This window comes from Jiella sp. M17.18 (genome assembly GCF_041027365.1).
In the GTDB taxonomy this organism is placed as follows: Bacteria; Pseudomonadota; Alphaproteobacteria; order Rhizobiales; family Rhizobiaceae; genus VKMB-3413.
The window spans coordinates 16630-38050 of sequence record NZ_JBFTEH010000018.1; the positions used below are offsets into that span (position 1 = coordinate 16630).

Sequence of the window (21421 nt, forward strand, 5' to 3'; positions counted from 1 at the left end):
AAGGTTCAGCGATGGAAGGCGAGGTTGGAAATCATCGTCCGCTTGCCATTGATCTTCTCGATCACCTGCATCGAGAAGTTCCGTCCGTTCGGATTGCGGATCACCATGCGCGCCTTGTTGTCGTCGTAGATCACCTTGGCCCAGGTCACCTGCAGGTCCAACGTGTCGCCGCGCATGCGGCCGGCGAGCTTCGCCGGTCCGGTGCTCGAGCCGATATAGACGCCGCGGTAGACGCCGGTTCTGGGGTCGAGCGTGAGATCGGCGCGGATCTTGCGGCTCATGAAGACCATCGCCCGGCATGTGCCGTCGAGCGAGAAGCTGCGCTTGCCGGAGGAACTTCCCTCGACGCTGCACGAGACGTTCAGCGGCACGGGGAACTGATGCACCCGCACCGACCCGCCGCCCCGCCATTGGCCGGAATAGCCCGCAAAGGGGGAGGACGTCGCCGCGAGGGTGGGCTGGACGAGGGCCAGCATTGCGAGTCCAAGCAGAAGAGGTTGGCGAAGAGCCATCGGAGCACCCAGCTAAGTCTCAGAGAAATAATGCATCGCCGCGAGTTGCGGCCACTTCATGACCAGCCGCCATGGCGTCCCAGGAACAGGCGCCGCGCGATCGCGTTGGTTTCTTCTGAAACGAGGAGTTTGACTTGTGATGGACCTCATCCGCATCATCGTCGCGATCATCCTGCCGCCGGTCGGCGTCTTCCTGCAGGTCGGTTTCGGCAAGCACTTCTGGATCAACATCCTGTTGACCCTGCTCGGCTACTTCCCTGGCATCATCCATGCCGTCTGGGTGATCGCGAAGTACTGAGCCGGTTCCCCAGCCCGTCATGCTGTTGACATGCGGGGGCGGGGGACTTAGGGAGTGGGCAACCGGCTTGGGGCGACCCTCGCCGGTTTTCAACGTGTCCCGTGGACGGTATCGCCTCGTGCCAATGCCGTCCTGTCAGTCCGCCGAGGCGGGCAGAGGAGGGCGCGTTTCCTTGCCTGGCGGAATGGGTCCGTCTAGGCCTTTCGCTTTAAGGAAATGCGATGAGCAAGCGCGAATCCGCGAAATACAAAATCGATCGCCGCATGGGCGAGAACATCTGGGGACGTCCGAAGTCCCCGGTGAACCGCCGCCAGTACGGCCCGGGCCAGCACGGCCAGCGCCGCAAGGGCAAGATGAGCGACTTCGGCCTGCAGCTGCGGGCCAAGCAGAAGCTCAAGGGCTATTACGGCGACGTCTCCGAGAAGCAGTTCCGCCGCACCTATGACGAAGCGGCCCGCCGCCGGGGCGACACGTCCGAGAACCTGATCGGCCTGCTCGAGAGCCGTCTCGACGCGGTCGTTTATCGGGCGAAGTTCGTGCCGACGATCTGGGCGGCGCGGCAGTTCGTCAACCACGGCCATGTCAACGTCAATGGCCGGCGCACGAACATCCAGTCCTACACCTGCAAGCCGGGTGACGTCATCGAGGTGCGCGAGAAGTCGAAGCAGCTGACGATCGTCCTGGAGTCGGTCCAGCTCGCCGAGCGCGACGTGCCGGACTATCTCGAGGTCGATCACCAGAAGATGGTCGCGACCTACACCCGCGTGCCGGGCCTGCACGACGTGCCCTATCCCGTTCAGATGGAGCCGAACCTCGTCGTCGAGTTCTACTCGCGCTGATCGGGTCGAGACGACCGCAAGACATTCGGAAGGCCGTCCCTCGGGGCGGCCTTTTTGTTTGGGTGCAACGGAGGCTATAGGCGCAAGCCGTCATGCCTCTCTCGTGCTGAATAGACTGAGCCGAGGCGTTGCAGGAGACACGGGTGGGCTATGGAGGCTGAGGCTGAGCGACCTGTGCCGACGAAGTTGACCGAAGCGGCAAGGGAACAGGTCAAGCTTCGGGCGAACTGGCTCAACGGCCTGTCCGTCGCCACCTTCGCTGTGGGAACGCTGTCATCAACGACGCGCGCGGTGCTCGATCCCGTCCCGACGTTCACTTCATTCATCGGATCATTCGCCGTCGGGGTTATTTGTTTTTCGATTTCCTGGGTCTTACATATCCGCGCAGCAGCGAAATTGAGGGAGCTGGATCGATGAACTTCTATCAGATCGTCCTGCTGTCGGTTCTTCCGCTGAGTGCCCTGGGGCTTCTGGCCCTGTCCTACTGGGACGACAAACGCCATCCGCCCAAGCGACGTCCGGTTCGCAGATAGGGATCATCCCTGCGGTTGGAGCCACCGATCGGACGCCCCGCGCGCGCCCTTTTGTTTTGCCTGCCCAGCCGCTAAACCTCGCCGCGAACGAGCGAGAAGAGGCCGGCATGCTCGACGCGGCGGACGCGACATCATCCCTTTCGGACGAGGCCATCGGCCCGGATAACCAGGAGGCGTGCGAAGGCGCGCACCCGCTGTTCCGCGACGTGCCGTCGAGCGTCGGGTTCAAGAAGCTGCGCAAGCGTCTGCTGCGCGAGATGCGCGAGGCGCTTTCCGACTTCGCCATGGTGCGGCCGGGCGCGCGCTGGCTGGTCGGCATTTCCGGCGGCAAGGACTCCTATGCGCTGCTGGCGCTGCTGCACGACCTGAAGTGGCGCGGCCTCCTGCCGGTGGATCTCCTCGCCTGCAATCTCGACCAGGGCCAGCCGAACTTCCCCAAGCACGTCCTGCCGGACTTCCTGACGCGATACGGCATCCCGCACCGGATCGAGTATCGCGACACCTATTCGGTCGTCACCGAGAAGGTGCCGGAGAACGCCACCTATTGCGCGCTCTGCTCGCGCCTGCGCCGTGGCCATCTCTACCGGGTCGCGCGGGAGGAGGGCTGCGAGGCGCTGGTGCTTGGCCATCACCGCGAGGACTGCCTCGAGACGTTCTTCATGAACCTGTTTCACGGCGGCCGCCTGTCGGCGATGCCGGCCAAGCTCGTCAACGACGAGGGCGACCTGATGGTGCTGCGCCCGCTGATCCGCTCGGCCGAGGAGGACATCGCGAAGTTCTCGGCCGCGATGGCCTTCCCGATCATCCCCTGCGATCTCTGCGGCAGCCAGGACGGGCTGCAGCGCAATCTGATGAAGCAGATGCTGGACGATCTGGAGCGCCGCTTCCCCGGCCGCAAGAACGTGATGATGCGGGCGCTGTCGAACGTGCGGCCCGGCCACCTCCTCGACCCCGGCGTCTTCGACTTCGCCGCCCTTGCAACCAACAGGACGTCTACCGCGTGACCAGTTCTTCCATCGACATCCTTCGCCTTGCCGAAATCCTGCGCGAGGCGGCGCTTGCCGAGATCATGCCGCGCTTTCGCAATCTGTCGGCCGGCGACATCCGGGAAAAGACCTCCGCGACCGATCTCGTCACCGAAGCCGACGAGGCGGCCGAACGGTTCGTCGCGCGCGAGGTCCGCATGATCGCGCCGGATGCGCTGTTCGTCGGTGAAGAATCCGTCGCTGCCGACCCGTCGCTGCTCGGGCGCCTCGACGACGCCGATCTCGCCGTCGTCGTCGACCCGGTGGACGGCACGGCGAACTTCGCCGCCGGCGTGCCGCTGTTTGCGGTCATGGCGGCGGTGGTGCGGCGCGGCGAGACGGTCGGCGGGATCATCTACGACCCGCTCGGCGACGACTTCATGCTGGCCGAGAAGGGGGCCGGCGCCGTCCGCCGCACGCCGGCCGGCGCGGAGGCAAAGCTCAACGTCGCGGCCTCGCTGCCACTGTCCGAATCCGTCGGCTGCGTCAGCGCGACCTATTTTCCGCCGCAGGAGAAGGCGGCGCTGCTGCCGCGCCTCGCCGCGGTCAAGATCTTCGGCAACTATCGCTGTGCCGGTCACGAGTACCGGCTCGTCGCATCCGGCGGCGCGCAGTTCGCGGCCTATTCCAAGCTGATGCCCTGGGATCATCTGCCGGGCTGCCTGATCACGCAGGAGGCAGGCGGCCACGTCGCGAAGGCGGACGGCACTCCCTACACCGCGCGCGACCGTGGCGGCATCGTGATCGCCGCCTGTTCCGCCGAGTTCTGGACGGACGCGCGCAACGCGCTGTTCCCGCAGTAGGCGAGGGCGCGGGGACTGGGGTCGCGTCAGCGGCGAGAAAGCCGGCGCGCGCGCTGGCGCGGCCGGCCGCCCGGCGGACCGTTCAGCGTTCGATGCGGTCGATGAACCAGCGGGTCAGGCGCGTCCAGACCTCGTCCTTCTCGATCGAATCCTCGACGCCGTGCTCCAGGTTCGGATTGTCGTTGACCTCGATGACGAAGACGCCGTCGTCGGTCTCCTTCAGGTCGACGCCGTAGAGCCCGTCGCCGATGCAGCGGGCGGCGCGCAGCCCCGCGTCCAGGACCTGCGGCGGCGCATCGCCCAGCGAGAAGCCCTTGAAGCCGCCCTCCATCGGGCGTCCCCCTGTCTCGTGGTTGATGATCTGCCAGTGACTCTTGGCCATCAGATACTGGACGGCGAAGAGCGGCTCGCCGCCGAGCACGCCGATCCGCCAGTCGAAGTTCGTCGGCATGAACTTCTGGGCGATCAGGAGGTCGGTGTCCTCCAGCCAGGCGGTGGCGAGCGCCGTCAGCTGGGCGGCGGTCTCGACCTTCTTCACGCCGCGCGAAAACGAGCCGTCGGGGATCTTCAGCACCATCGGGAAGCCGAGAACATCGGCGGCGCGCTGCAGGTCCTCCTTGCCGCCGACCATCACCGAGGGCGGCGTCGGCACGCCGTTGCCGGTCATCAGCTCGTCGAGATAGACCTTGTTGGTGCAGCGGATCATCGAGATCGGGTCGTCGATGACCGGCATGCCCTCCTGCATCGCGCGCCTTGCGAAGCGATAGGTGTGGTTGGAGATCGAGGTCGTCTCGCGGATGAACAGCGCGTCGAAATTGGCGAGCCGCGGCAGGTCCTTGCGGGTGATCGGCTCGACGTCGACGCCGAGCCGAGCGGCGACGCGCGCCCAGTGCTTCAGCGTGTCGACCGAGGACGGCGGCAGTTCCTCCTTCGGGTCGTAGAGCGTTGCGAAGGAATACTTCGCCGGCGTCTTGCTCTTCGCCGCCCGCCATTCGCGCGCGGTGTAGCGCTCCATCGCCGCGAGCAGGCGCTGCGTGTCCGGCGCGCCCGGCTTGCCGATCGCGGCAAAGGCGATGCGCCGGATCGTCGGCACTTCGGCATGCGGGTCGAGATGGACCTCCAGCGCAGGAGCGCGGAACCAGTCGAACACCAGCTTGGCGAAGCGCTCCAGCCGCGGATCGTCGGCATAGCCGAAATAGATTCGGATCGGCGAAGCCGGCCGCTCGCCCTTGTCGATCGCCTTGCGCAGCGCCGCGTCGAGCTCCGGCAGGGCGTTCTCGTAGAGCTTCTTCTCCGACAGGTCGATCATCGTCTCGACCGAGGGGATGATGCGGTGGCCGCGCGCCTCGGCGAGAAGCGAGGCGTAGTAGCCGCGGCTCTGATAGGCGTAGGAGCGCGACAGATTGATGATCTTCGGCCGCTGCCCCCGGAACAGGTTCGGCCGCGCGAGATAGTCGCGGCTCGTCATGATCTTGTGCGGCGTTGCGCCATTGTCGAGATCGGACGCGCGTCCGACGAGCACGACCCACTGGGACATTGAGAGCGCTTTAGTCCTTGCGTTGGGACAGGAAGACGGCGGCCCTCAGGCCGACTTTTCCGAAACGGGCGATGCGGTCGAAGGTGTCGTACGGGATCGGCAGGCTGGCGGCGTCGGCGATGGTCTCGCCGCGTTCGTCGGCGACCCACGGATCGTGAATGATGATGTGCCGTCCGTCGTCGCCATGTGCGAGTACCCAGTGAGGGACTTTCTTGGCGAACATGTGGTAGCCGGAGATCAGGACCACCACCGTCTGCCCGGACGCGATCGCCCCGCGCACGTCGGACAGCGCGAAGGGCCGGATCACGACGGGAATGTCGTATTGTGCGGCCCGGCGGCGAAAATCCTCCTGCGCCAGCGCCATCACCTTCTGCTTCTCGGCGCTGCGCACGCCTTCGAGGAACAGGTCGCCGGCCTGCGAGACGTGGATTTCCGACCTCAGGCCGAACTCGTGCGCCGTCACCGCAAGGCCGTAGGGGTCGCAGCCGCCCGGCCCGGACATCATGAAGATCGTGGTCGCCTCGCGCCACAGCCGGATCTCCATCACCGGGTCGAGCGTGAAGCCCGGCACGTCCCGCGCCATCGCCATCATCAGGCAGCAGGCGCCGCAGGTGAAGTCGGTCGTCTGCTCGTAATAGGGCACGCCCGTCTCGATCGGCTTGTCGCCGCGCAGCGTCTTCTCGAAGCGCAGCGCCGGCATGTGGTCGGCATAGTAGTCGAGATAGCGGCCGATCGGCCGGTAACCCTCGGAGCGGTAGAGGCGGATCGCCCGCTCGTTGTCCTCGCGCACTTCGAGCCGGATGGCGATGCGGTCGCGCTCGAAGGACGCCGCCTCCGCCGCCTTCAGGAGGGCACGGCCGACGCCGCGCCCGGCGGCTGCATGCGAGACCGCGAGCGAGTAGAGGCGGGCAAGGCCCGTGCCCCGACGCACCAGGAGCGCGGCATAGCCGAGCAGGGGGCGCCCGGAGCCCTCGCCCGGTCCCACGGCGACGATGACCGCGGCGCTCGGCGCGCCGATGAGGTTTCGGAAGGAGCGCCGCGAAATCCGGTCGGCTTCGAAGACTTCGGTTTCCAGCGCCACCAGCCGGTCGAGATCGCCGGGCTCCGCAGGCCGGATGGTCAGCTCTTCGACCGGCGGGGCGGAGCCGATCGGATCGGGCAGTCGGGCAGTCGCGTGTCGCATCGGAAAATGCCTGCGTTCGCGGGACCCGCCGGGCCCCGGGCGGCCGTGCGCGGCCGCAGACCTTCTTATGCAACAGCGTCTCGCCGGAAGCGACCGCAATCGCGCCGAAGGGGCGCGAAAACCTGCGGGTAGGGGACGCCCCTTCGGCCCGGAATGGCAGTCGCGCAGCGTCGCCAGCGACGGATTTTTAATCGGCCCGGCGCAATACTGCGAAACCTTCCCCGACGACCCATCGTCCCGGCGGCGCGGCGGCCATGCGATGGCGACGAGCCGTCGCACCCCGGGTGGCGGAGGCCGGCCGAAGGCAGGCGCAACCGGCGGCGCGACCGCCGTCACTCATCACCATTGGGACGCAACGAGATGTCAGGCCAGGTCCAGCCCAATCCGATGCCGGTCGGCTCGCCGATCGAGATCATCGCCTTCTGCCTCGGCGAGCAGCAGTTCTGCGTGCGCACGACCTCGATCCGCGAGATCCGCGGCTGGTCGCGCTCGACCCCCCTGCCGCACGCCTCGCCGGAGGTGATGGGCATGATCAACCTGCGCGGCGCGATCATTCCGGTCATCAACCTCGCCCGCAAGCTCGGCCTCGGCTGGTCGGAGCCGAACGTGCGCAGCGCCATCGTCGTCGCCGAGATCGGCGGCTCGGTGTTCGGCCTGCTCGTCGACAAGGTTTCCGACATCCTGACCATCGACCAGACGATGGTGCAGCCGGTGCCGGAAATGACCGCAGGCTTCGACCGCGCCTATGTCGAAGGGATCATCGCCCATTCCGGCGACATGGTCTGCTTCCTGAACCTCGAACGCATGTTCGCCCAGACCGTCTGGCAGGACTTCGCCGCCTGAGGCTCGGGCCTGTGGCGCAACCTCGCCGGCGACAACGGGAGACGCCCCGTCGGGCTTCGCCTGCATCAGGTGAATACGGCGTCGACCGGCGGGGCCGCCCCCTGACGATGCGCCCATGGCGGCCGGCGGTGAACCGTTGACGCTTTGCGGACGGTCGGCGGCGGATGGCGGCAGGGCCAGAGGATCGATATGGTCGGCCCACACCTTGGGGGGGCGGACCATGCAGACCTGCGACACGCGTCCCCTTCGAACGCCGCGACCGCTCGCTCCCGGCGACACGGTCCGGCTCGTCTCGCCGGCGAGCCCGCCCGAGCGCGAGGCGGTCGAACAAGCCGCGGACATCCTGCGGAGTTGGGGCCTCGTCGTCACGCTCGGCGACCACGTGTTCGACCGTTACGGCTTCCTCGCAGGGACCGACGACAACCGCCTCGCGGACCTGAACGCCGCGCTGCGCGATCCGACTGTGCGCGCGATCGTCGCGACGCGCGGCGGCAAGGGCTCCTACCGCATCGCCGACAGCCTCGACTTCGCTGCGGCCGTCCGTGATCCGAAGTGGCTGGTCGGCTTTTCCGACATCACCATCCTGCAGCTCGCTCTCTTCCGGCACGGCGGCATCGCCTCCGTCCACGGCGCGCTCTATCCCGGCGGGGAGGGCCGGCCTGCAGAGGAGACGACCGCCTCGCTCCGCCACGCCCTCTTCTCGGGCGAGCCGCAGGTCGTTCTGTCCCGTCCGGAGGAGCCGACGGCCCGGCTGACGACAGGTGGCGTCGCCGAGGGGCCGCTTGTCGGCGGCAATCTGGAGATGATCGCGACGGCTGCGGGGTGGGCCCTTCCGGATCTCGCCGGCGCGATCCTGCTGATCGAACAGCCTCAGGCTCATCCCGGGCAGATCGACCGGCCGCTGACCATGCTGCGCAAGGCGGGGCATCTGGACGGGCTGGCGGGAGTCGCCGTCGGGCAGCTGGAGGGCCCCGCGCCGCGGCAGACGGACACGATCCTCGCCATCCTGGCGGACCATCTGTCCGAGATGGACGTGCCTGTCCTCGGCGGACCGCCGATCGGCCATGGCCGGGCGCCGGTCGCCGTGCGTACCGGCCGGCGCGCCTCGATCGACGGCACGAAAGGGACCTCAGCGTGACGTGAAACCGGCGGGCAAAGCCCGCCGAGCGCATCCCGCGTCAAGCTGTCGGGGAGGGCCTCAGCCGAACAGCTCCAGATCCCCGTCGTCCGTCGGCGGCGCGATCTGCGCCGGCGCGTTCGCCGCGAGGTTCGGATGCAGGCGGTGCTTCAGCTCGGACAGGCGGACCGTATCGAGAGCGGTCTCCAGCGCCACCGCCCATTCCTCGTTGGCCTCCTGGCCGACGACGGCGAGGAAGGTGGCGAGATTGTCGAGGATCTGCGTGGTGCGGTCGATGCTCTGCACCGTCTGGATGTAGTCGGTGTCGTGCGCGAGATGGTCGTGGCAGACGACCCGGTGCAGATCCTCGGTGGAATCGGCCAGAACCCGAAGCTCCTGCGCCACGGAATGGATCAGATCGGAGAGGGACCGTGCGCTCATGCGTCACCCGTTGCTGTGCTGGTGCGGCCTGAGCCCCGGGATCGGGGACCGCGGAGGAGAAAGAGGGAGACGATCATCGCGAGGCTCGGCACCGCTTCGACGGACGTCAGAACAGGTCGACGTCGCCGATCGACTGCGGCGCGCGCGTCGGCTTGGCGACCGGGATCTGCGGCATCGTCGTCTGCTCGAAGAAGATCTGGCGGGCCCGGCCCGAATGCGGCCAGTATTCGATTCGCCGGCCGCGGTCGCCGCCGAGGCTGCCGCCGAGATAGCGGATGCCCTCCATCTGCAGGAAGCGCTCGGCGAAGGCGGCGTTCTTGGCGCCGACGTCCGACAGGCCGTCGACCGTGCGCGCGCCGCCGAACAGCTTGGCCTCGAGATGGCCGCGCCGGGCGCCCTTCTGCAAGAGGCCGTTGACCAGCAGCTCCATCAGGTAGAGGCCGAAGCTTTCGGCCCGGCCGCCCTCCTGGCCGCTCGAGCCCGGCAGCAGGAAGTGGTTCATGCCGCCGACGCCGGCGCCCGGATCACGGATGCAGGCCGCGACGCAGGAGCCGAGCAGCGTCGTCAGGGTCGTGTCGGGGCCGCTGTCGACCTTCGCCTCTCCCTGCATGACGTGGATGCGCGACGAGCGCGCCTGCAACAGGGACATTACTGCAGTCGCCCGACGACCGCTTCGATCGTCTTCTTGAGGACGGGAACCGTGATCGGCTTCGCCAGGAAGTTGTTGACGCCGAGCTGTGCCGCCTTCTGCACCAGCTCGCGGTCGCCCTTCGAGGTCAGGATGATGAACGGCGTCTTCTTGGTCGGCGGATAGGTCCGGATCGCCTTGAGCAGCTGGATGCCGTCGAGCTTCGGCATGTTGAAGTCCGAGATGATGATGTGACAGGGCGTCGCCATCATCGCCTTCAGCGCTTCCTCGCCGTCGACCGCAAAGACGATCTGCTTGATGCCCAACTGTTCCAGAGCATCGCGAATCAGCATGCGGCTGGTCCGATGATCGTCCACGATCATGACTTTCAGTTGATCTTTGATACTCATGGCGTCGTTCCTTCCGAGGCCCAATAGACACGAATTTGATGAACGAAGTCTCTCATTTCATTGGTGTCTTTGAGCGACATCTGCTTCGGGCGGTTCATGTGAAGATCTGCCGGGCGACCCGCGAGAGGGGCAGGCGCTTTTCCACCGCGCCGATCTCGTAGGCCACCCTCGGCATGCCGTAGACGAGAGACGTCTCCTCGTCCTGGCCCAGCGTGTGCGCCCCGGCCTGGCGCATTTCCAGAAGCCCCTGCGCGCCGTCGCGGCCCATCCCCGTCAGGATCACGCCGGTCGAGCGGCCCTTGAAGTTCTTGGCGACGGAGGCGAACAGCACGTCCACGGAGGGACGGTGTCCCGAGACCGGAGCGTCGGCGACGAGCGAGATGAACGGCCGCGTCCCCGGCCGGATCATCATGTGACGTTCGCCGCCCGGCGCCAGATAGACATGGCCGCGCTGCAGCGGCTCGCCGTCCTTGGCCTCCGTCACTGTCGCCGGGCACGCCCGATCGAGGCGCGCCGCGAAGGAGGCGGTGAAGGCGGCGGGCAGATGCTGCACGATCACCGTCGGCGGACAGTTGCGCGGGAAGTCCGCCAGCACCTGCATCAGTGCCTCGACCCCGCCGGTGGAGGAGCCGATGGCGACGAGTTCCGGCCAGGCGGCGCTGCCGTGGTCGGCGGGCTGAGGCGCAGCTTCGGCGGAGTCGGCGCGGCGCTGGGGCGCGGTCTTACGGCGCTTCACGAGACCCGCCTTCGCCCGCGCCGCTTCCTTGATCAGGCCCGGCAGGGTCTCGAACATGGTTTCGCGGGCGCTCGGTTTGGCGATGCAGTCGAAGGCGCCGATCTCCAGCGCCGCGAGCGTCGCCGCAGCGCCGGGCGCGGTCAGGTTGGAGACCATGATCACCGGCGTCGGGCGCAGCGTCATGATCTTTTCCAGGAACTCGATGCCGTTCATGTTCGGCATCTCGACGTCGAGCGTGACCACGTCCGGGTCGAGCGCCTTCATCTTGTCGCGCGCCTCGTACGGATTCGAGGCCTCGCCGACCACGTTGATCTCGGGGTCGCGGCTCAGGGCGTGGCGGATCAGCGCCCGCATGGTCACGGAGTCGTCGACGACCAGTACGCTTGCCTGCGGCATCAGCACGTCTCCTTGCTTGCGCTGCGAACGCGGTCGCCGACTGCCCCGTCGTCGCGCCCAAGGCAGGTGACGACGGCCGAAAGACGGCGCCGGCCGGCCGGAGCGGGGAGGGCGGTGCGGATCGGCGATGGTGTCCGGGAAGAGGCGTGGAGCGGGTCCCGCATCGTCATACCTTGCGGTACGACGTATTGACCTCGAACCGCAGCACCTGCAGCGCCGGCCCCGAAATCCGCTCGGAATGCCCGACATAGAGGAAGCCGTCCGGTTCGATCCGCTCGGCGAACCGCTTCCAGACCTTCTCCCGCGTCGGCTGGTCGAAATAGATCGTCACGTTGCGGCAGAAGATCGCATCGAACATGCCGCGCATCGGCCACTCGCCGACGAGGTTGAGCTCGCGGAAGGCGACGAGGTCGCGCATCGCGTCCACCACCTCGTACTGCATCTCCGCCGCCCCGCCGGCGCCGCGGGCCGCGGCGTCGTCGAGGCTCGGGCGGAAATACTTGCGGCGGAACTCCGCCGGCACGCTTTCCAGCGCGCTCGCGCCGTAGACGCCGGCCCGCCCGGTGGCGACGACGTTGGGATCGATGTCGCTCGCCAGGATCCGCACGTCGTGATCGGCCGCGTCCGGCATCATCGACAGGATCGTCATGGCGATCGAATAGGGCTCGTGGCCGATCGAGCAGCCGGCCGACCAGAGGCGCACCCGGCCGCCCTTCTTGGCGCTCGCGAGCAGCGGCGGCAGCAGATGCTGGCGCAGGTGATCGAAGTGGTGCTGCTCGCGGAAGAAGTGCGTGACGTTGGTCGTCAGCGCGGCGAGCATCGCCATGCGCTCGCTCCCGCCCCGCGTCTCGCCGACCAGCGAACAGTACTCCTTGAAGCTCTGCAGGCCGAGGCTGCGCAGCCGCTTCGACAGGCGGGAATAGACGAAGGTCGCCTTGGTCTCCGCGAGGAAGATCCCGGCGTCCTCGTAGAGCATCCGCGCGATGGCGGTGAAATCGGCATCGGTCATCGGGAACTCGCCGGAGACCACCGGCGTCTTCGCTGCCGGCCGCGCCGTCGTCGCGTCCCGCTTCACCTGTTCGCGCGAAGCATTCACGTCGTCTTCTCCCACTTCGCCCGCGCTGTGCGGATGGCGGCCCGTCGAGGCAGTCTGGTCGTCGGCGCGCCGGTCGATGGACCGGCTGCCGGCTGGTGATGTCAGGCCGCCGACTGGAGCTGCGGCAGGACGTTGTCGGTGGCGATCAGCGAGATCATCCGGCCCTCGATCGCCATGACGCCGCGCACGAAGGTCTTGGCGAGGTCAGAGGCGAGATCGGGCGTCGGCTGCAGGAGATCGTCGGTCACCGTCAGGATGTCGGACACCGCGTCGACCAAGAGGCCGAAGAGCTGCTGATCGACCCGGACGACGATGATGACGCTGCGCGCGGTCGGCTCGGTGCGCGGGAAGCCGAGCCGGGCGGCGAGGTCGACGATCGGCAGGACCGCGCCGCGCAGGTTGATCACGCCGTTCACGTAGGACGGCGCATGCGGCAGCGGCGTCGCCGCCGCCCAGCCGCGGATCTCGCGCACCGACATGATGTCGACGCAGAACTCCTGCTCGCCGATGCGGAAGGCGATCAGTTCCCGGGCGAAGCCGCTGTCGTGACGGTTGTCGTTCTGGGGAGCCGAGGTCGGCTGAGGCGTCGTCATGATCCGGTTACTCCGCTGCGTGCTGCATACCGCTGTTGAAGAAATTGCCCTCGACCCGGGAGGTCGCGACGACCGCATCGACGTCGAGGATCAGGGCGACCCGGCCGTCGCCGAGGATGGTGGCCGCCGCGATGCCGGGAACCCGACCGTAATTGGCTTCCAGGCTCTTGATGACGACCTGCCGCTGGCCCTGGATCGCATCGACGAGGAGCGCCGAGCGGGCACCGTTCTCGGCTTCGACCAGGATCGCCACGCCCGCCGTCGCGGAGGCCGGCTCGTAGGAATAGCCGAGTTCGCGGCCGACATCGACGAGCGGCAGGAAGGCGTCGCGGACCTGGATCAGCCGCGCGTCGCCGCCGAAGTTCTTCACCTCGCCCGGCTTCGGCTGCAGCGTCTCGATGATCGCCGTCAGCGGCACGACCACCGTCTGCTGGCCGACCGAGACGATCATGCCGTCGAGCACCGCCAGCGTCAGCGGCAGGCTCATGGTGAAGGTCGAGCCCTTGCCGGGCCTGGAGGAGATCGAGACGCGGCCGCCGAGCGCCTGGATCGAGCGCTTGACGACGTCCATGCCGACGCCGCGACCGGAGAGTTCGGAGATCTTCTCGGCGGTCGAGAAGCCGGGCAGGAAGATCAGGTTGTCGATCTCGTCGTCCGAAAGGTTCGCATCGGCGGGGACCAGCCCCTTGTTGATCGCGATCTCCTTGACGCGCTTGCGGTTGATGCCGGCGCCGTCGTCGGAGATCTCGATCACGATGCGTCCCGAGCGGTGCATCGCCGCGACCTTGACCGTGCCTTCTTCCGGCTTGCCGGATTCGAGCCGCTTCTCCGGCTTCTCGACGCCATGGTCGATCGCGTTGCGGATCATGTGCGTCAGCGGATCGGCGAGGCGTTCGATGACGGTCTTGTCGACCTCGGTCCACTCGCCTTCCGTCACCAGCCGCACCGACTTGCCGGAAATGTCGGCGACCTCGCGCACCAGGCGCGGCAGGCGTTGGAACACCGACTTCACCGGCTGCGCGCGGATCGCCATCACGCTGTCCTGGATCTCGCGGGTCAGCTGCTCCAGCTCGTCGAGGCCGACGGCGACCTCCGAGGCGCGGGCGAGGCCCGCCTGATAGGCGCGCTGCGACAGCATGACCTGGTGGATCACCAGCTCGCCGACGAGATCGATCAGCCGGTCGACGCGCTCGAGATCGACGCGGATCGTCTGCGACGGGCTGCCGGCGGCGGGGCCGCCCTTGGCGTCGCCCGCCTCGGCCTTGGCCTCCGCGGGAGCCGCGGCCTTGGCCGGCGCGGCGGGTTTGGCGGCCGGCTTCGGTGCTGCCGCAGCCGGCTTGGCGACGGCTTCGGCCGGCGCTGCCGCGGCCGGCGCGTCGTCGCTCGCTCCGGCGTCCTGCGTCTCCGCCTCCTGCGGAGCGGCATCCTCGGTGCTCTTCATCCGCGCCAGGAGCTCGGCGATGTCCGGATCGACGCCGTCGAGGTCGAACTCCAGCGGGCCGCTCTCGGCCATGACGCGCTCAATCGTCAGCTCGCTGTCGAACTCGACGAACTCGAAGACCTCGCGGACCTTGTCCTCGTCATGCTCGGTCTTCAGCTCGATCTCGAAGGTGAGATAGGCGCCCTCGGGGTCGAGGCTGGTCAGGAGCGGCACCTCGCCGCTGTGGCAGGTGATCGTCGCCTCGCCGAGGTCGATCACGTCGCGCAGGACGCGGGTCGCCTCGTTGGCCTTGGCGTACATGCGCGCCTGCGGCTTGAAGACGATCCTGAAGTGGTTGTCGCCGGCGACGCCGCCGAGCAGGTCGTCGAGATCGACGGCGATCGGGGTGAAGTCGAGATCGCCCATCCCGTCGTCGTATTCCGGGCCGGACGGGGCACCCGAACCGGCGGCGGGGGGCGCCTCGCCCTTGGCCTCGGCGACGAGCGCCTTCAGCTCGTCGGCAAGACCTGCGTTCTTCTCCGCATCCGCCTTGCCCCCGTCGCGGGCGGCCGAGACGAGATCGGCGAGCGCGTCTGCCGAGCGCAGCATGATCTTGATGACGCGGTCGGTCGCCGGCAGGCGGTCGGACCGCAGTTCGTCGAGCGTCGTCTCGAAGATGTGGGCGAAGTGCACCAGCTCGTCGAGCGAGAAGGCACCGGCCCCGCCCTTGATCGAATGCACGGCACGGAACACCGCGTTGACGGTGTCCGAATCCGCCTCGCCATTCTCGATGGCAAGCAGCCCGGCCTCAAGTTCTGCGAGCTGTTCGGAGCATTCCTCGAAGAAGGTCTGCCGAATCTCTGCCATCGCGTCCATGATGCAATCCTATCCCCACCCTCGGCCCGGCATATGACGGCCGGTAAGTTGCCCTGAGCTTGCCCACCCTTGCGGTGGGCTGCCCATCACGCGGCGACGCGGTTGATCGCGTCTACCAGCTTGGTCGGATCGAACGGCTTGACGATCCAGCCGGTCGCTCCCGCGAGCCGGGCTCGCTGCTTCTTCTCCGAGTCGCTCTCGGTGGTCAGCACCAGGATCGGGATGGCGCGACGGTCGGGATTGCCCCGGACTTCCTCGATGAACTGGAAGCCGTCCATGCGCGGCATGTTGATGTCGGTGATGATCACGTCCGGCTCGACGGCCATGCCCTCCAGGACTTCGATGCCGTGCCGGCCGTCCTCGGCCTGGACGACGGTGAAGCCTGACGTCGACAGAGTGGCGCGAAGCATCTCGCGCATAGTGCGCGAGTCATCGATCGTCAGAATGGTGCGGCTCATTGTGCGATGTCCTTTTCCATCACGGTTTCGGGCGACAGCCCCAAAAGTCTCAGCCCGGCGCAAAAGGCGTCGGACGGCTCGGCGATCGCCAGCGGCGCCATGTCGTCCTTCCAGGTGGCAGCTGCCGACAGAAGGATCTGGACGCACTGGGTGCCGACGCGTTCGACCTTCGATGCGTCGATCACCACGTTCTGCCCGCGCAGGGCGAGAAACTTCTCGGCCAGCGGACCCGCCGCCTTCAGGTCGAGAACGGCGGGTAGCACGAATGCGGTGCCTTCCATGCTTGCACTCCTAGCCATTAAAATTCTTCCCAGCTTTCTTCGGAATTCTCGCCGACCACGGCGGTGGCGAGACTGCCCCTGCCGGTGTTGCGCATTTGCACGACAGGCCGCTGCGCCGGGCCTGCAGAGCGTGGTGTCGGCGCCGGGCGCGGGTTCAGGCCCGCTGCACCGGCATCGTTCGCGGCCGTGGTCCTGAACTTCTCCATCGCGAGAGCCAGGTCGTCGGTTTCGCGGGAGAGCGTCTGGCTGGCGGCCGTCGCCTGTTCGACCATGGCGGCGTTCTGCTGCGTCACCTTGTCCATCTGGTCCGCGGCGCCGGAGACCTCGCGCAGGCTCGTCGCCTGTTCGCGGGCGGAGGACGCGATGGTGCTGATCACCTCGGTCATCGCCGACACTTCCGCGACGATCTCCTCCAGCGACTTGCCGGAGGCCGTGACGAGTTCGACGCCTTCGGCCACGTGATGCCCCGAGGCCTGGATCAGCCCCTTGATCTCCTTGGCCGCATCGGCCGAACGCTGGGCCAGCGCCCGCACTTCCTGGGCGACCACCGCGAAGCCCTTGCCGGCCTCGCCGGCCCTGGCGGCCTCGACCCCGGCGTTCAGGGCGAGGAGGTTGGTCTGGAAGGCGATCTCGTCGATGACGGAGATGATCTGGTTGATCTGCTGCGAAGAGGCCTCGATCTGCCCCATCGCCTCGACCGCCCTGGCGACGATCGTGCCGCCGGTCTCGGCCTTGCGGCGCGCATTCGTCGCGACATCCTGGGCGTGGCCGGCCCCGTCGGCGGTCTGGTTCACCGCCCCGGCCACCTCGCCGAGCGCAGCGACGGTCTCCTCCAGGCTCGCGGCCTGCTGTTCGGTGCGATGAGCGAGGTCGTTCGACGCGGTGTTGATCTCGGCAAGGCCGCCGCGGATCGAGCCGATCGCCCGCAGGACATGGCCGATCGCCGCTTCCAGCTTCTCGACGCTGACATTGAACTTCGCGCGGATCGGCTCGAACTCGGGCGCGACCTTGTCCGTCATGCGCACCCTGAGGTCGCCGTCCGACAGCCGCTCGAAGCCGGCCTCGACCAGACCGACGAAGGCCCGAAGGTCCTCCGCCTTGGACTTGTCGAGAGTCGCCTGCCGCTTCTTGGCCTCGTCCTGGTCGATGCGGGCGGCTTCCGCTTCCGCCTGCAGGCGCTCACGTTCGATCGCCGCCTGCTTGAAGGTCTCGACCGCCGCGGCCATCTCGCCGACCTCGTCGGCGCGGTCGGCGCCCGGAACGGCCACCGTCTTGTCGCCGGAGGCGAGTCGGCGCATCACCGACGACATGGCGGTGATCGGCCGGGCGATGCCGCGGCTCAGCGCCCAGCCGAGGCCCATCGCGGCGAGGACGAGGAAGCCCATGCCGAGGCCCATCGCCCACTTGGCCGTCCGGATGGCGGACGCCTCCTCGGCGGCCGTCGCCTTGATCGCCGCCATCTCGCCGTCGCGCAGCGCGTCGAGCGTGTCCTCGATCGGCGAGATGAAGGTGTCCGCCTTGCCCGACTTGAAGATGTCCAGCGCCTTCGGATAGGTCGCGTCGGTGCGAGCGAATTTGATGACCGGATCGGCGACCTCGTCCTGCCAGGCCTTCATCGCGGTCTCGGCGGCCGCGGACTTCCCGGCGAAGGACGGCCCCGCGAGGTCGCGGACCTCCTGCATCGCCTTCTCGAAACCGGCGTAGTGCTCCTTCACCCGCTTGGCGAAGTAGTCGTCCTTGGTGATCATGAAGCCGCGCATGGAGTTTTCCTGGCGCGCCAGCTTGAAGCGGGCTGCCACCGCGGCATTGCCGAGATCGACATGCCGGTCCTTCTCCTGCGCCGCCACCTGCAGGCGCTCCATCGACCAGAACATCACCCCGCCCATGCCGGCTGCGCCCACCGTCATGACGAGGAAGGCGGCGGTGATCTTGCGCGACAGTTTCAGGTCGGACAGGCGCATCGGTCGAGTGTCCTTCTTGCGATTCGGGGGGAGATGCAGGTCTTCTCGTCCACACCTAATGCCAACCTCCTAACCGTTGGTTAGCGACCGAAGATCAAGCCCCGGATTCTCTTGAAGGAATCCCCTTTGCGCATGAATATAAACCCGGCTTACATCACGCCGCAGAAGACGAGCCCGGAATGGCTCGACACCTCCGCGTCGCCGTGGCGAAGGCCGGCGATGCGGTGCGCGATGCAGCAGGGCCGCGGGGAAGTTTCTCGTGCTGGGTCAAAGCCGCGGACCGCACGGAGTGCGGCAGCGAACCGGCTGACGCGGCCGTTTCCCGCCCGCCGCGACGAATTCGCCGGCGAAGCGGACCGGCGGGCTTGAGTACCGGCGGGCTTTGCCCGACAAGACAGCACGGATCGAAGGATCGCCCGGTGAACCTTGCGACCGCTCGCCCTGACGTTCTGGGCATCGGCAGGTTCATCCGGCGCCAGGGGAGGAGCGACGACACGGCATGAGCGACAATTCGACTGCGCCCTCCCCACAGGAACCCGCCGTCCTCGTCTTCGGATCGGCGAATGTCGACCTGGTCTGCCGGGTGCGCTCGATCGCCCGGCCCGGCGAGACGACGCTCGCGCCGAGCTATGAGCAGCTGTTCGGCGGCAAGGGCGCCAACCAGGCCGTGGCCGCAGCGCGCGCGATGGGCGGGACCGGCCGCGTCGCGCTGATCGCCGCCGTCGGCGACGATGCCTTCGGTGCCGGCATCGGGAGCGCGCTCCGGGCCGAGGGCGTCGACGTCTCCGCCCTGCAGACGGTGGCAGAGCGCACGGGCTGCGCCTTCATCAGCATCGACCGAACGGGCGAGAACGCCATCACGGTCGCGAGCGGCGCCAATCTTCACGTGCGGGCGGCGGATGCGCCGGCCGCGCTGTTCCAGGCGAAGGTCCTCGTCCTGCAGATGGAGACACCCTTTGCCGAAACCCTTTCCGCAGCCGAGCGGGCGCAGGCCGGTGGCGCGAAGGTCGTGGTGAACCTCGCGCCGGTTCCCGCCGATCTCGACGAAGCGGAATTGCGCCGGCTCCTCGCCGTCGCCACGGTCCTCGTCGTCAACGAAAGCGAACTTGCCGCTGCGGCAATGCTGCTCGGCGCGGGCGGGGAGACGGCCGAGGCGAGCGCGGAGAACCTCGCCCGCCATGCCGGCCTCACCGTCGTCGCCACGCTCGGCGCGAGGGGGGCCGTCCTCGCGGCGAGCGACCGCGGGTCGCAGACGATCCCGGTCTTTCCGGTGGAGGTGGTCGACACGACCGGCGCCGGCGACACCTTCGTCGGCGTCCTCGCCGCCGGCCTTGCGGAAGGCCTGGCCGAAGGCGAGGCGGCCGTGCGCGCCGCCGTCGCCGCATCGCTTGCCTGCCGTAAGGTCGGCGCCCAGACCGCCATGCCGCGCGCGGCGGAAATCGACGCGGCGCTCGCCGATGCAGGCCGATGAGGCACCCGGCGCAGCCTTTGCAAGGGACGGCCGGTTGACGGGCGAACGGCACGGCCCGGCGCTCGGCCATCTGCGCATCAGACTCGACTCCGGCACCAGCCTCGGCCCGGGCAAGGCGAACCTTCTGGAAGCCATCGGCGAGACCGGTTCGATTGCCGCCGCCGGCCGGCGGATGAAGATGAGCTACAAGCGCGCCTGGAGCCTGGTCGAAGACCTCAACGCCGCCTTCCGGGAGCCGCTGGTCGCGTCCTCGCGTGGCGGCAGCGCCGGCGGCGGCGCGGCGCTGACGCCGACGGGCGAACGCGTTCTCGTCGCCTACCGGGCGATGCAGGCCTCGGCCGAAGCGGCGATCGCCGCCGAAGTTGCGGAGCTGCGCGGTCTGCTGGCGGAGCCGGGCTTCGGCGATATGTCCGATGAAAAATAACGCTTGCGGCCTTGCCCCCCGGTCATGCTGCGATATGTTCGATGAGACATATCGCCATCAGGAGGACCGCCGTGCCCGTTTCATTCCGCTTCGCCCTGACCTGCGGCATCGCGCTCGCCGCCGCCCTCGCGTCTCTGTCCGCTCATGCCACGACGACGTCCGTGGCGGTCGCGGCGAACTTCACCGGGGCGGCCAAGGACATCGCCGCGGCGTTCCATGAGAAGACCGGCGACACGGCCCAGCTCAGCTTCGGCTCGACCGGCACGCTCTACACCCAGATCTCGCAGGACGCCCCGTTCGAAGTCTTTCTCGCGGCGGACGACGTGCGGCCGGAGAAGGCGGTGAAGGACGGCTTCGGCGTGAAGGGGACGACCTTCACCTATGCGGTCGGCAAGATCGTGCTCTATTCGACCGATCCGGCTTTGGTGAAGGGGCCCGAGACGCTGAAGAACGCGACTTTCGAGAAGCTGGCGATCGCCAATCCGAAGACCGCGCCCTACGGGACGGCGGCCGTCCAGGCGATGAAGGCGCTGAAGGTCTACGACACGCTGAAGCCGAAGATCGTAGAGGGCGAGAACATCGCGCAGACGCACCAGTTCGTCATGACCGGCAATGCCGAGCTCGGCTTCGTCGCCCTGTCGCAAGTGATCGGGACCGATGCCGGATCGCGCTGGGAAGTTCCGGCCGATCTCTACCAGCCGATCCGACAGGACGCGGTCCTCCTGAAGAAGGGCGAAGGCAGCGAGGCGGCGAAGGCGTTCGTCGACTTCCTGAAGGGCCCGGAGGCTGCCAAGATCATCGCCAGATACGGCTACGCCACGGGAAGCTGACGCGCGCGTGCTCCAGTTCGGGGACATCATCACACCGGTCCGGCTGACGCTGGAACTCGCCAGCGTGACGACGCTGATCCTCATCGTCCTCGGCACGCCGCTCGCCTGGTGGCTGGCGCGCTCGACGCGCTGGTGGAAGGAGGCCGTCGGCGCGCTGGTCGCGCTGCCGCTGGTGCTGCCGCCGACCGTCCTCGGCTTCTACCTGCTGATCGCGCTGGGCCCGCAGGGGATCGGCGGCCTCCTCGGCGTGCGCACCCTTGCGTTTTCCTTCGAGGGACTGGTGATCGGCTCGGCGATCTACTCGCTGCCCTTCGTCGTCCAGCCGATCCGCACCGCCTTCGAGGCGATCGGTCCGCGGTCGCTGGAGGTCGCGGCGACGCTGCGGGCCTCGCCGCTCGACCGCTTCCTGACGGTGGCGCTGCCGCTGGCGCGCACGGGATTTCTCACCGGCGGCATCCTCGGCTTCGCCCATACCGTCGGCGAGTTCGGCGTGGTCCTGATGATCGGCGGCAACGTGCCCGGCGAGACCAAGGTGCTGTCGGTGGCGATCTACGACTATGTCGAGCAGCTGCAGTATGACGCGGCGCATGTCCTGTCCGCCGGCATGGTGCTGTTCTCCTTCGTCGTCATCCTGGCGATGACGCTGATCGGCCGGCGGCTGGGGCAGTTGCAGCCTTGAGGGACGCTGCGGACGAGACGACGGCGCCCGG

Annotated in this window: 24 protein-coding genes; 11 read left to right on the plus strand and 13 right to left on the minus strand. The window is 67.9% G+C overall.

The features are described 5' to 3' along the window. Positions 1–5: 5 nt before the first annotated feature. Positions 6–476: a hypothetical protein gene (locus tag AB5S17_RS21845; RefSeq protein WP_369243313.1), complete on the minus strand. Its 471-nt coding sequence runs from the start codon at positions 474–476 to the stop codon at positions 6–8. 175 nt (positions 477–651) lie between these two features. Here AB5S17_RS21845 and AB5S17_RS21850 point away from each other — a divergent pair, with 175 nt between their 5' ends. The 5 genes from AB5S17_RS21850 to AB5S17_RS21870 all read left to right on the plus strand — a co-directional run bounded on the left by AB5S17_RS21850 (position 652) and on the right by AB5S17_RS21870 (position 4010). Next, on the plus strand, positions 652–810 hold the full coding sequence (locus AB5S17_RS21850; RefSeq protein ID WP_369243314.1) for a YqaE/Pmp3 family membrane protein: 159 nt from the start codon (positions 652–654) through the stop codon (positions 808–810). Between the two features lie 221 nt (positions 811–1031). Further along, entirely contained in the window at positions 1032–1649 is a 618-nt protein-coding gene (rpsD, locus tag AB5S17_RS21855; RefSeq protein WP_369243315.1) for a 30S ribosomal protein S4, read from the plus strand. 150 nt (positions 1650–1799) lie between these two features. Further along, a complete protein-coding gene (locus AB5S17_RS21860; protein ID WP_369243316.1) occupies positions 1800–2066 on the plus strand; it encodes a hypothetical protein in 267 nt (88 codons plus the stop codon). 223 nt (positions 2067–2289) lie between these two features. Then, entirely contained in the window at positions 2290–3186 is an 897-nt protein-coding gene (ttcA, locus tag AB5S17_RS21865; RefSeq protein WP_369243317.1) for a tRNA 2-thiocytidine(32) synthetase TtcA, read from the plus strand. Next, entirely contained in the window at positions 3183–4010 is an 828-nt protein-coding gene (locus tag AB5S17_RS21870) for an inositol monophosphatase family protein (RefSeq protein ID WP_369243318.1), read from the plus strand. The genes ttcA and AB5S17_RS21870 overlap by 4 nt, the downstream gene beginning before the upstream one ends. Before the next feature lie 82 nt (positions 4011–4092). Here the strand turns inward: AB5S17_RS21870 and AB5S17_RS21875 are convergent, their stop codons facing one another. Both AB5S17_RS21875 and AB5S17_RS21880 read right to left on the minus strand, forming a co-directional pair. Beyond that, the gene (locus AB5S17_RS21875) at positions 4093–5547 is read right to left on the minus strand and encodes a RimK family protein (RefSeq protein ID WP_369243319.1); all 1455 of its coding nucleotides are present in this window, start codon (positions 5545–5547) and stop codon (positions 4093–4095) included. Positions 5548–5557: 10 nt separating this feature from the next. Then, entirely contained in the window at positions 5558–6730 is a 1173-nt protein-coding gene (locus AB5S17_RS21880) for a GNAT family N-acetyltransferase/peptidase C39 family protein (RefSeq protein ID WP_369243320.1), read from the minus strand. Positions 6731–7090: 360 nt separating this feature from the next. On the opposite strand from AB5S17_RS21880, the gene AB5S17_RS21885 reads away from it, so the two are divergent. Both AB5S17_RS21885 and AB5S17_RS21890 read left to right on the plus strand, forming a co-directional pair. Then, positions 7091–7573 carry a chemotaxis protein CheW gene (locus AB5S17_RS21885; RefSeq protein ID WP_369243321.1) on the plus strand — a complete coding sequence of 161 codons (483 nt, stop codon included), beginning with the start codon at positions 7091–7093 and terminating at the stop codon, positions 7571–7573. 220 nt (positions 7574–7793) lie between these two features. Continuing rightward, complete coding sequence (locus AB5S17_RS21890; protein ID WP_369243322.1) at positions 7794–8711, plus strand: LD-carboxypeptidase; 918 nt, start codon at positions 7794–7796, stop codon at positions 8709–8711. A gap of 60 nt (positions 8712–8771) precedes the next feature. Here the strand turns inward: AB5S17_RS21890 and AB5S17_RS21895 are convergent, their stop codons facing one another. The 10 genes from AB5S17_RS21895 to AB5S17_RS21940 form a co-directional block, all read right to left on the minus strand. Beyond that, the gene (locus tag AB5S17_RS21895; protein WP_369243323.1) at positions 8772–9131 is read right to left on the minus strand and encodes a hypothetical protein; all 360 of its coding nucleotides are present in this window, start codon (positions 9129–9131) and stop codon (positions 8772–8774) included. Positions 9132–9237: 106 nt separating this feature from the next. Then, entirely contained in the window at positions 9238–9774 is a 537-nt protein-coding gene (locus AB5S17_RS21900; RefSeq protein WP_369243341.1) for a chemotaxis protein CheD, read from the minus strand. Between the two features lie 5 nt (positions 9775–9779). Further along, on the minus strand, positions 9780–10169 hold the full coding sequence (locus AB5S17_RS21905) for a response regulator (protein WP_369243324.1): 390 nt from the start codon (positions 10167–10169) through the stop codon (positions 9780–9782). A 94-nt stretch (positions 10170–10263) separates the two neighbouring features. Continuing rightward, positions 10264–11304, minus strand: a complete 1041-nt coding sequence (locus tag AB5S17_RS21910; RefSeq protein ID WP_369243342.1) for a chemotaxis response regulator protein-glutamate methylesterase — start codon at positions 11302–11304, stop codon at positions 10264–10266. A 163-nt stretch (positions 11305–11467) separates the two neighbouring features. Then, a complete protein-coding gene (locus AB5S17_RS21915) occupies positions 11468–12397 on the minus strand; it encodes a protein-glutamate O-methyltransferase CheR (protein WP_369243325.1) in 930 nt (309 codons plus the stop codon). A gap of 101 nt (positions 12398–12498) precedes the next feature. Further along, a complete protein-coding gene (locus AB5S17_RS21920; RefSeq protein ID WP_369243326.1) occupies positions 12499–12990 on the minus strand; it encodes a chemotaxis protein CheW in 492 nt (163 codons plus the stop codon). Positions 12991–12997: 7 nt separating this feature from the next. Continuing rightward, the gene (locus AB5S17_RS21925; protein ID WP_369243327.1) at positions 12998–15286 is read right to left on the minus strand and encodes a chemotaxis protein CheA; all 2289 of its coding nucleotides are present in this window, start codon (positions 15284–15286) and stop codon (positions 12998–13000) included. 86 nt (positions 15287–15372) lie between these two features. Next, a complete protein-coding gene (locus AB5S17_RS21930; RefSeq protein ID WP_369243328.1) occupies positions 15373–15744 on the minus strand; it encodes a response regulator in 372 nt (123 codons plus the stop codon). After that, the gene (locus tag AB5S17_RS21935) at positions 15741–16025 is read right to left on the minus strand and encodes an STAS domain-containing protein (protein ID WP_369243329.1); all 285 of its coding nucleotides are present in this window, start codon (positions 16023–16025) and stop codon (positions 15741–15743) included. Before AB5S17_RS21935 ends, AB5S17_RS21930 begins: the two co-directional genes overlap by 4 nt. 17 nt (positions 16026–16042) lie before the next feature. Next, entirely contained in the window at positions 16043–17986 is a 1944-nt protein-coding gene (locus tag AB5S17_RS21940; RefSeq protein ID WP_369243330.1) for a methyl-accepting chemotaxis protein, read from the minus strand. A 499-nt stretch (positions 17987–18485) separates the two neighbouring features. Here AB5S17_RS21940 and AB5S17_RS21945 point away from each other — a divergent pair, with 499 nt between their 5' ends. The 4 genes from AB5S17_RS21945 to modB are packed head-to-tail and all read left to right on the plus strand — an operon-like array spanning position 18486 to position 21390. After that, a complete protein-coding gene (locus AB5S17_RS21945; protein ID WP_369243331.1) occupies positions 18486–19457 on the plus strand; it encodes a ribokinase in 972 nt (323 codons plus the stop codon). A gap of 34 nt (positions 19458–19491) precedes the next feature. Further along, positions 19492–19881 carry a winged helix-turn-helix domain-containing protein gene (locus tag AB5S17_RS21950; protein ID WP_369243332.1) on the plus strand — a complete coding sequence of 130 codons (390 nt, stop codon included), beginning with the start codon at positions 19492–19494 and terminating at the stop codon, positions 19879–19881. Positions 19882–19922: 41 nt separating this feature from the next. Next, positions 19923–20711 carry a molybdate ABC transporter substrate-binding protein gene (modA, locus tag AB5S17_RS21955; RefSeq protein WP_369243333.1) on the plus strand — a complete coding sequence of 263 codons (789 nt, stop codon included), beginning with the start codon at positions 19923–19925 and terminating at the stop codon, positions 20709–20711. A gap of 7 nt (positions 20712–20718) precedes the next feature. Next, positions 20719–21390 carry a molybdate ABC transporter permease subunit gene (gene modB, locus AB5S17_RS21960; protein WP_369243334.1) on the plus strand — a complete coding sequence of 224 codons (672 nt, stop codon included), beginning with the start codon at positions 20719–20721 and terminating at the stop codon, positions 21388–21390. Positions 21391–21421 lie beyond the last annotated feature (31 nt).

Coding starts and splice junctions, on each gene's coding strand:
- AB5S17_RS21845 (WP_369243313.1), bottom strand. CDS start 476: ATGCTGGCCCTCGTCCAGCCCACCCTCGCGGCGACGTCCTCCCCCTTT.
- AB5S17_RS21850 (WP_369243314.1), top strand. CDS start 652: ATGGACCTCATCCGCATCATCGTCGCGATCATCCTGCCGCCGGTCGGC.
- rpsD (WP_369243315.1), top strand. CDS start 1,032: ATGAGCAAGCGCGAATCCGCGAAATACAAAATCGATCGCCGCATGGGC.
- AB5S17_RS21860 (WP_369243316.1), top strand. CDS start 1,800: ATGGAGGCTGAGGCTGAGCGACCTGTGCCGACGAAGTTGACCGAAGCG.
- ttcA (WP_369243317.1), top strand. CDS start 2,290: ATGCTCGACGCGGCGGACGCGACATCATCCCTTTCGGACGAGGCCATC.
- AB5S17_RS21875 (WP_369243319.1), bottom strand. CDS start 5,547: ATGTCCCAGTGGGTCGTGCTCGTCGGACGCGCGTCCGATCTCGACAAT.
- AB5S17_RS21880 (WP_369243320.1), bottom strand. CDS start 6,730: ATGCGACACGCGACTGCCCGACTGCCCGATCCGATCGGCTCCGCCCCG.
- AB5S17_RS21885 (WP_369243321.1), top strand. CDS start 7,091: ATGTCAGGCCAGGTCCAGCCCAATCCGATGCCGGTCGGCTCGCCGATC.
- AB5S17_RS21890 (WP_369243322.1), top strand. CDS start 7,794: ATGCAGACCTGCGACACGCGTCCCCTTCGAACGCCGCGACCGCTCGCT.
- AB5S17_RS21895 (WP_369243323.1), bottom strand. CDS start 9,131: ATGAGCGCACGGTCCCTCTCCGATCTGATCCATTCCGTGGCGCAGGAG.
- AB5S17_RS21905 (WP_369243324.1), bottom strand. CDS start 10,169: ATGAGTATCAAAGATCAACTGAAAGTCATGATCGTGGACGATCATCGG.
- AB5S17_RS21920 (WP_369243326.1), bottom strand. CDS start 12,990: ATGACGACGCCTCAGCCGACCTCGGCTCCCCAGAACGACAACCGTCAC.
- AB5S17_RS21925 (WP_369243327.1), bottom strand. CDS start 15,286: ATGGACGCGATGGCAGAGATTCGGCAGACCTTCTTCGAGGAATGCTCC.
- AB5S17_RS21930 (WP_369243328.1), bottom strand. CDS start 15,744: ATGAGCCGCACCATTCTGACGATCGATGACTCGCGCACTATGCGCGAG.
- AB5S17_RS21935 (WP_369243329.1), bottom strand. CDS start 16,025: ATGGAAGGCACCGCATTCGTGCTACCCGCCGTTCTCGACCTGAAGGCG.
- AB5S17_RS21940 (WP_369243330.1), bottom strand. CDS start 17,986: ATGCGCCTGTCCGACCTGAAACTGTCGCGCAAGATCACCGCCGCCTTC.
- AB5S17_RS21945 (WP_369243331.1), top strand. CDS start 18,486: ATGAGCGACAATTCGACTGCGCCCTCCCCACAGGAACCCGCCGTCCTC.
- modA (WP_369243333.1), top strand. CDS start 19,923: ATGAGACATATCGCCATCAGGAGGACCGCCGTGCCCGTTTCATTCCGC.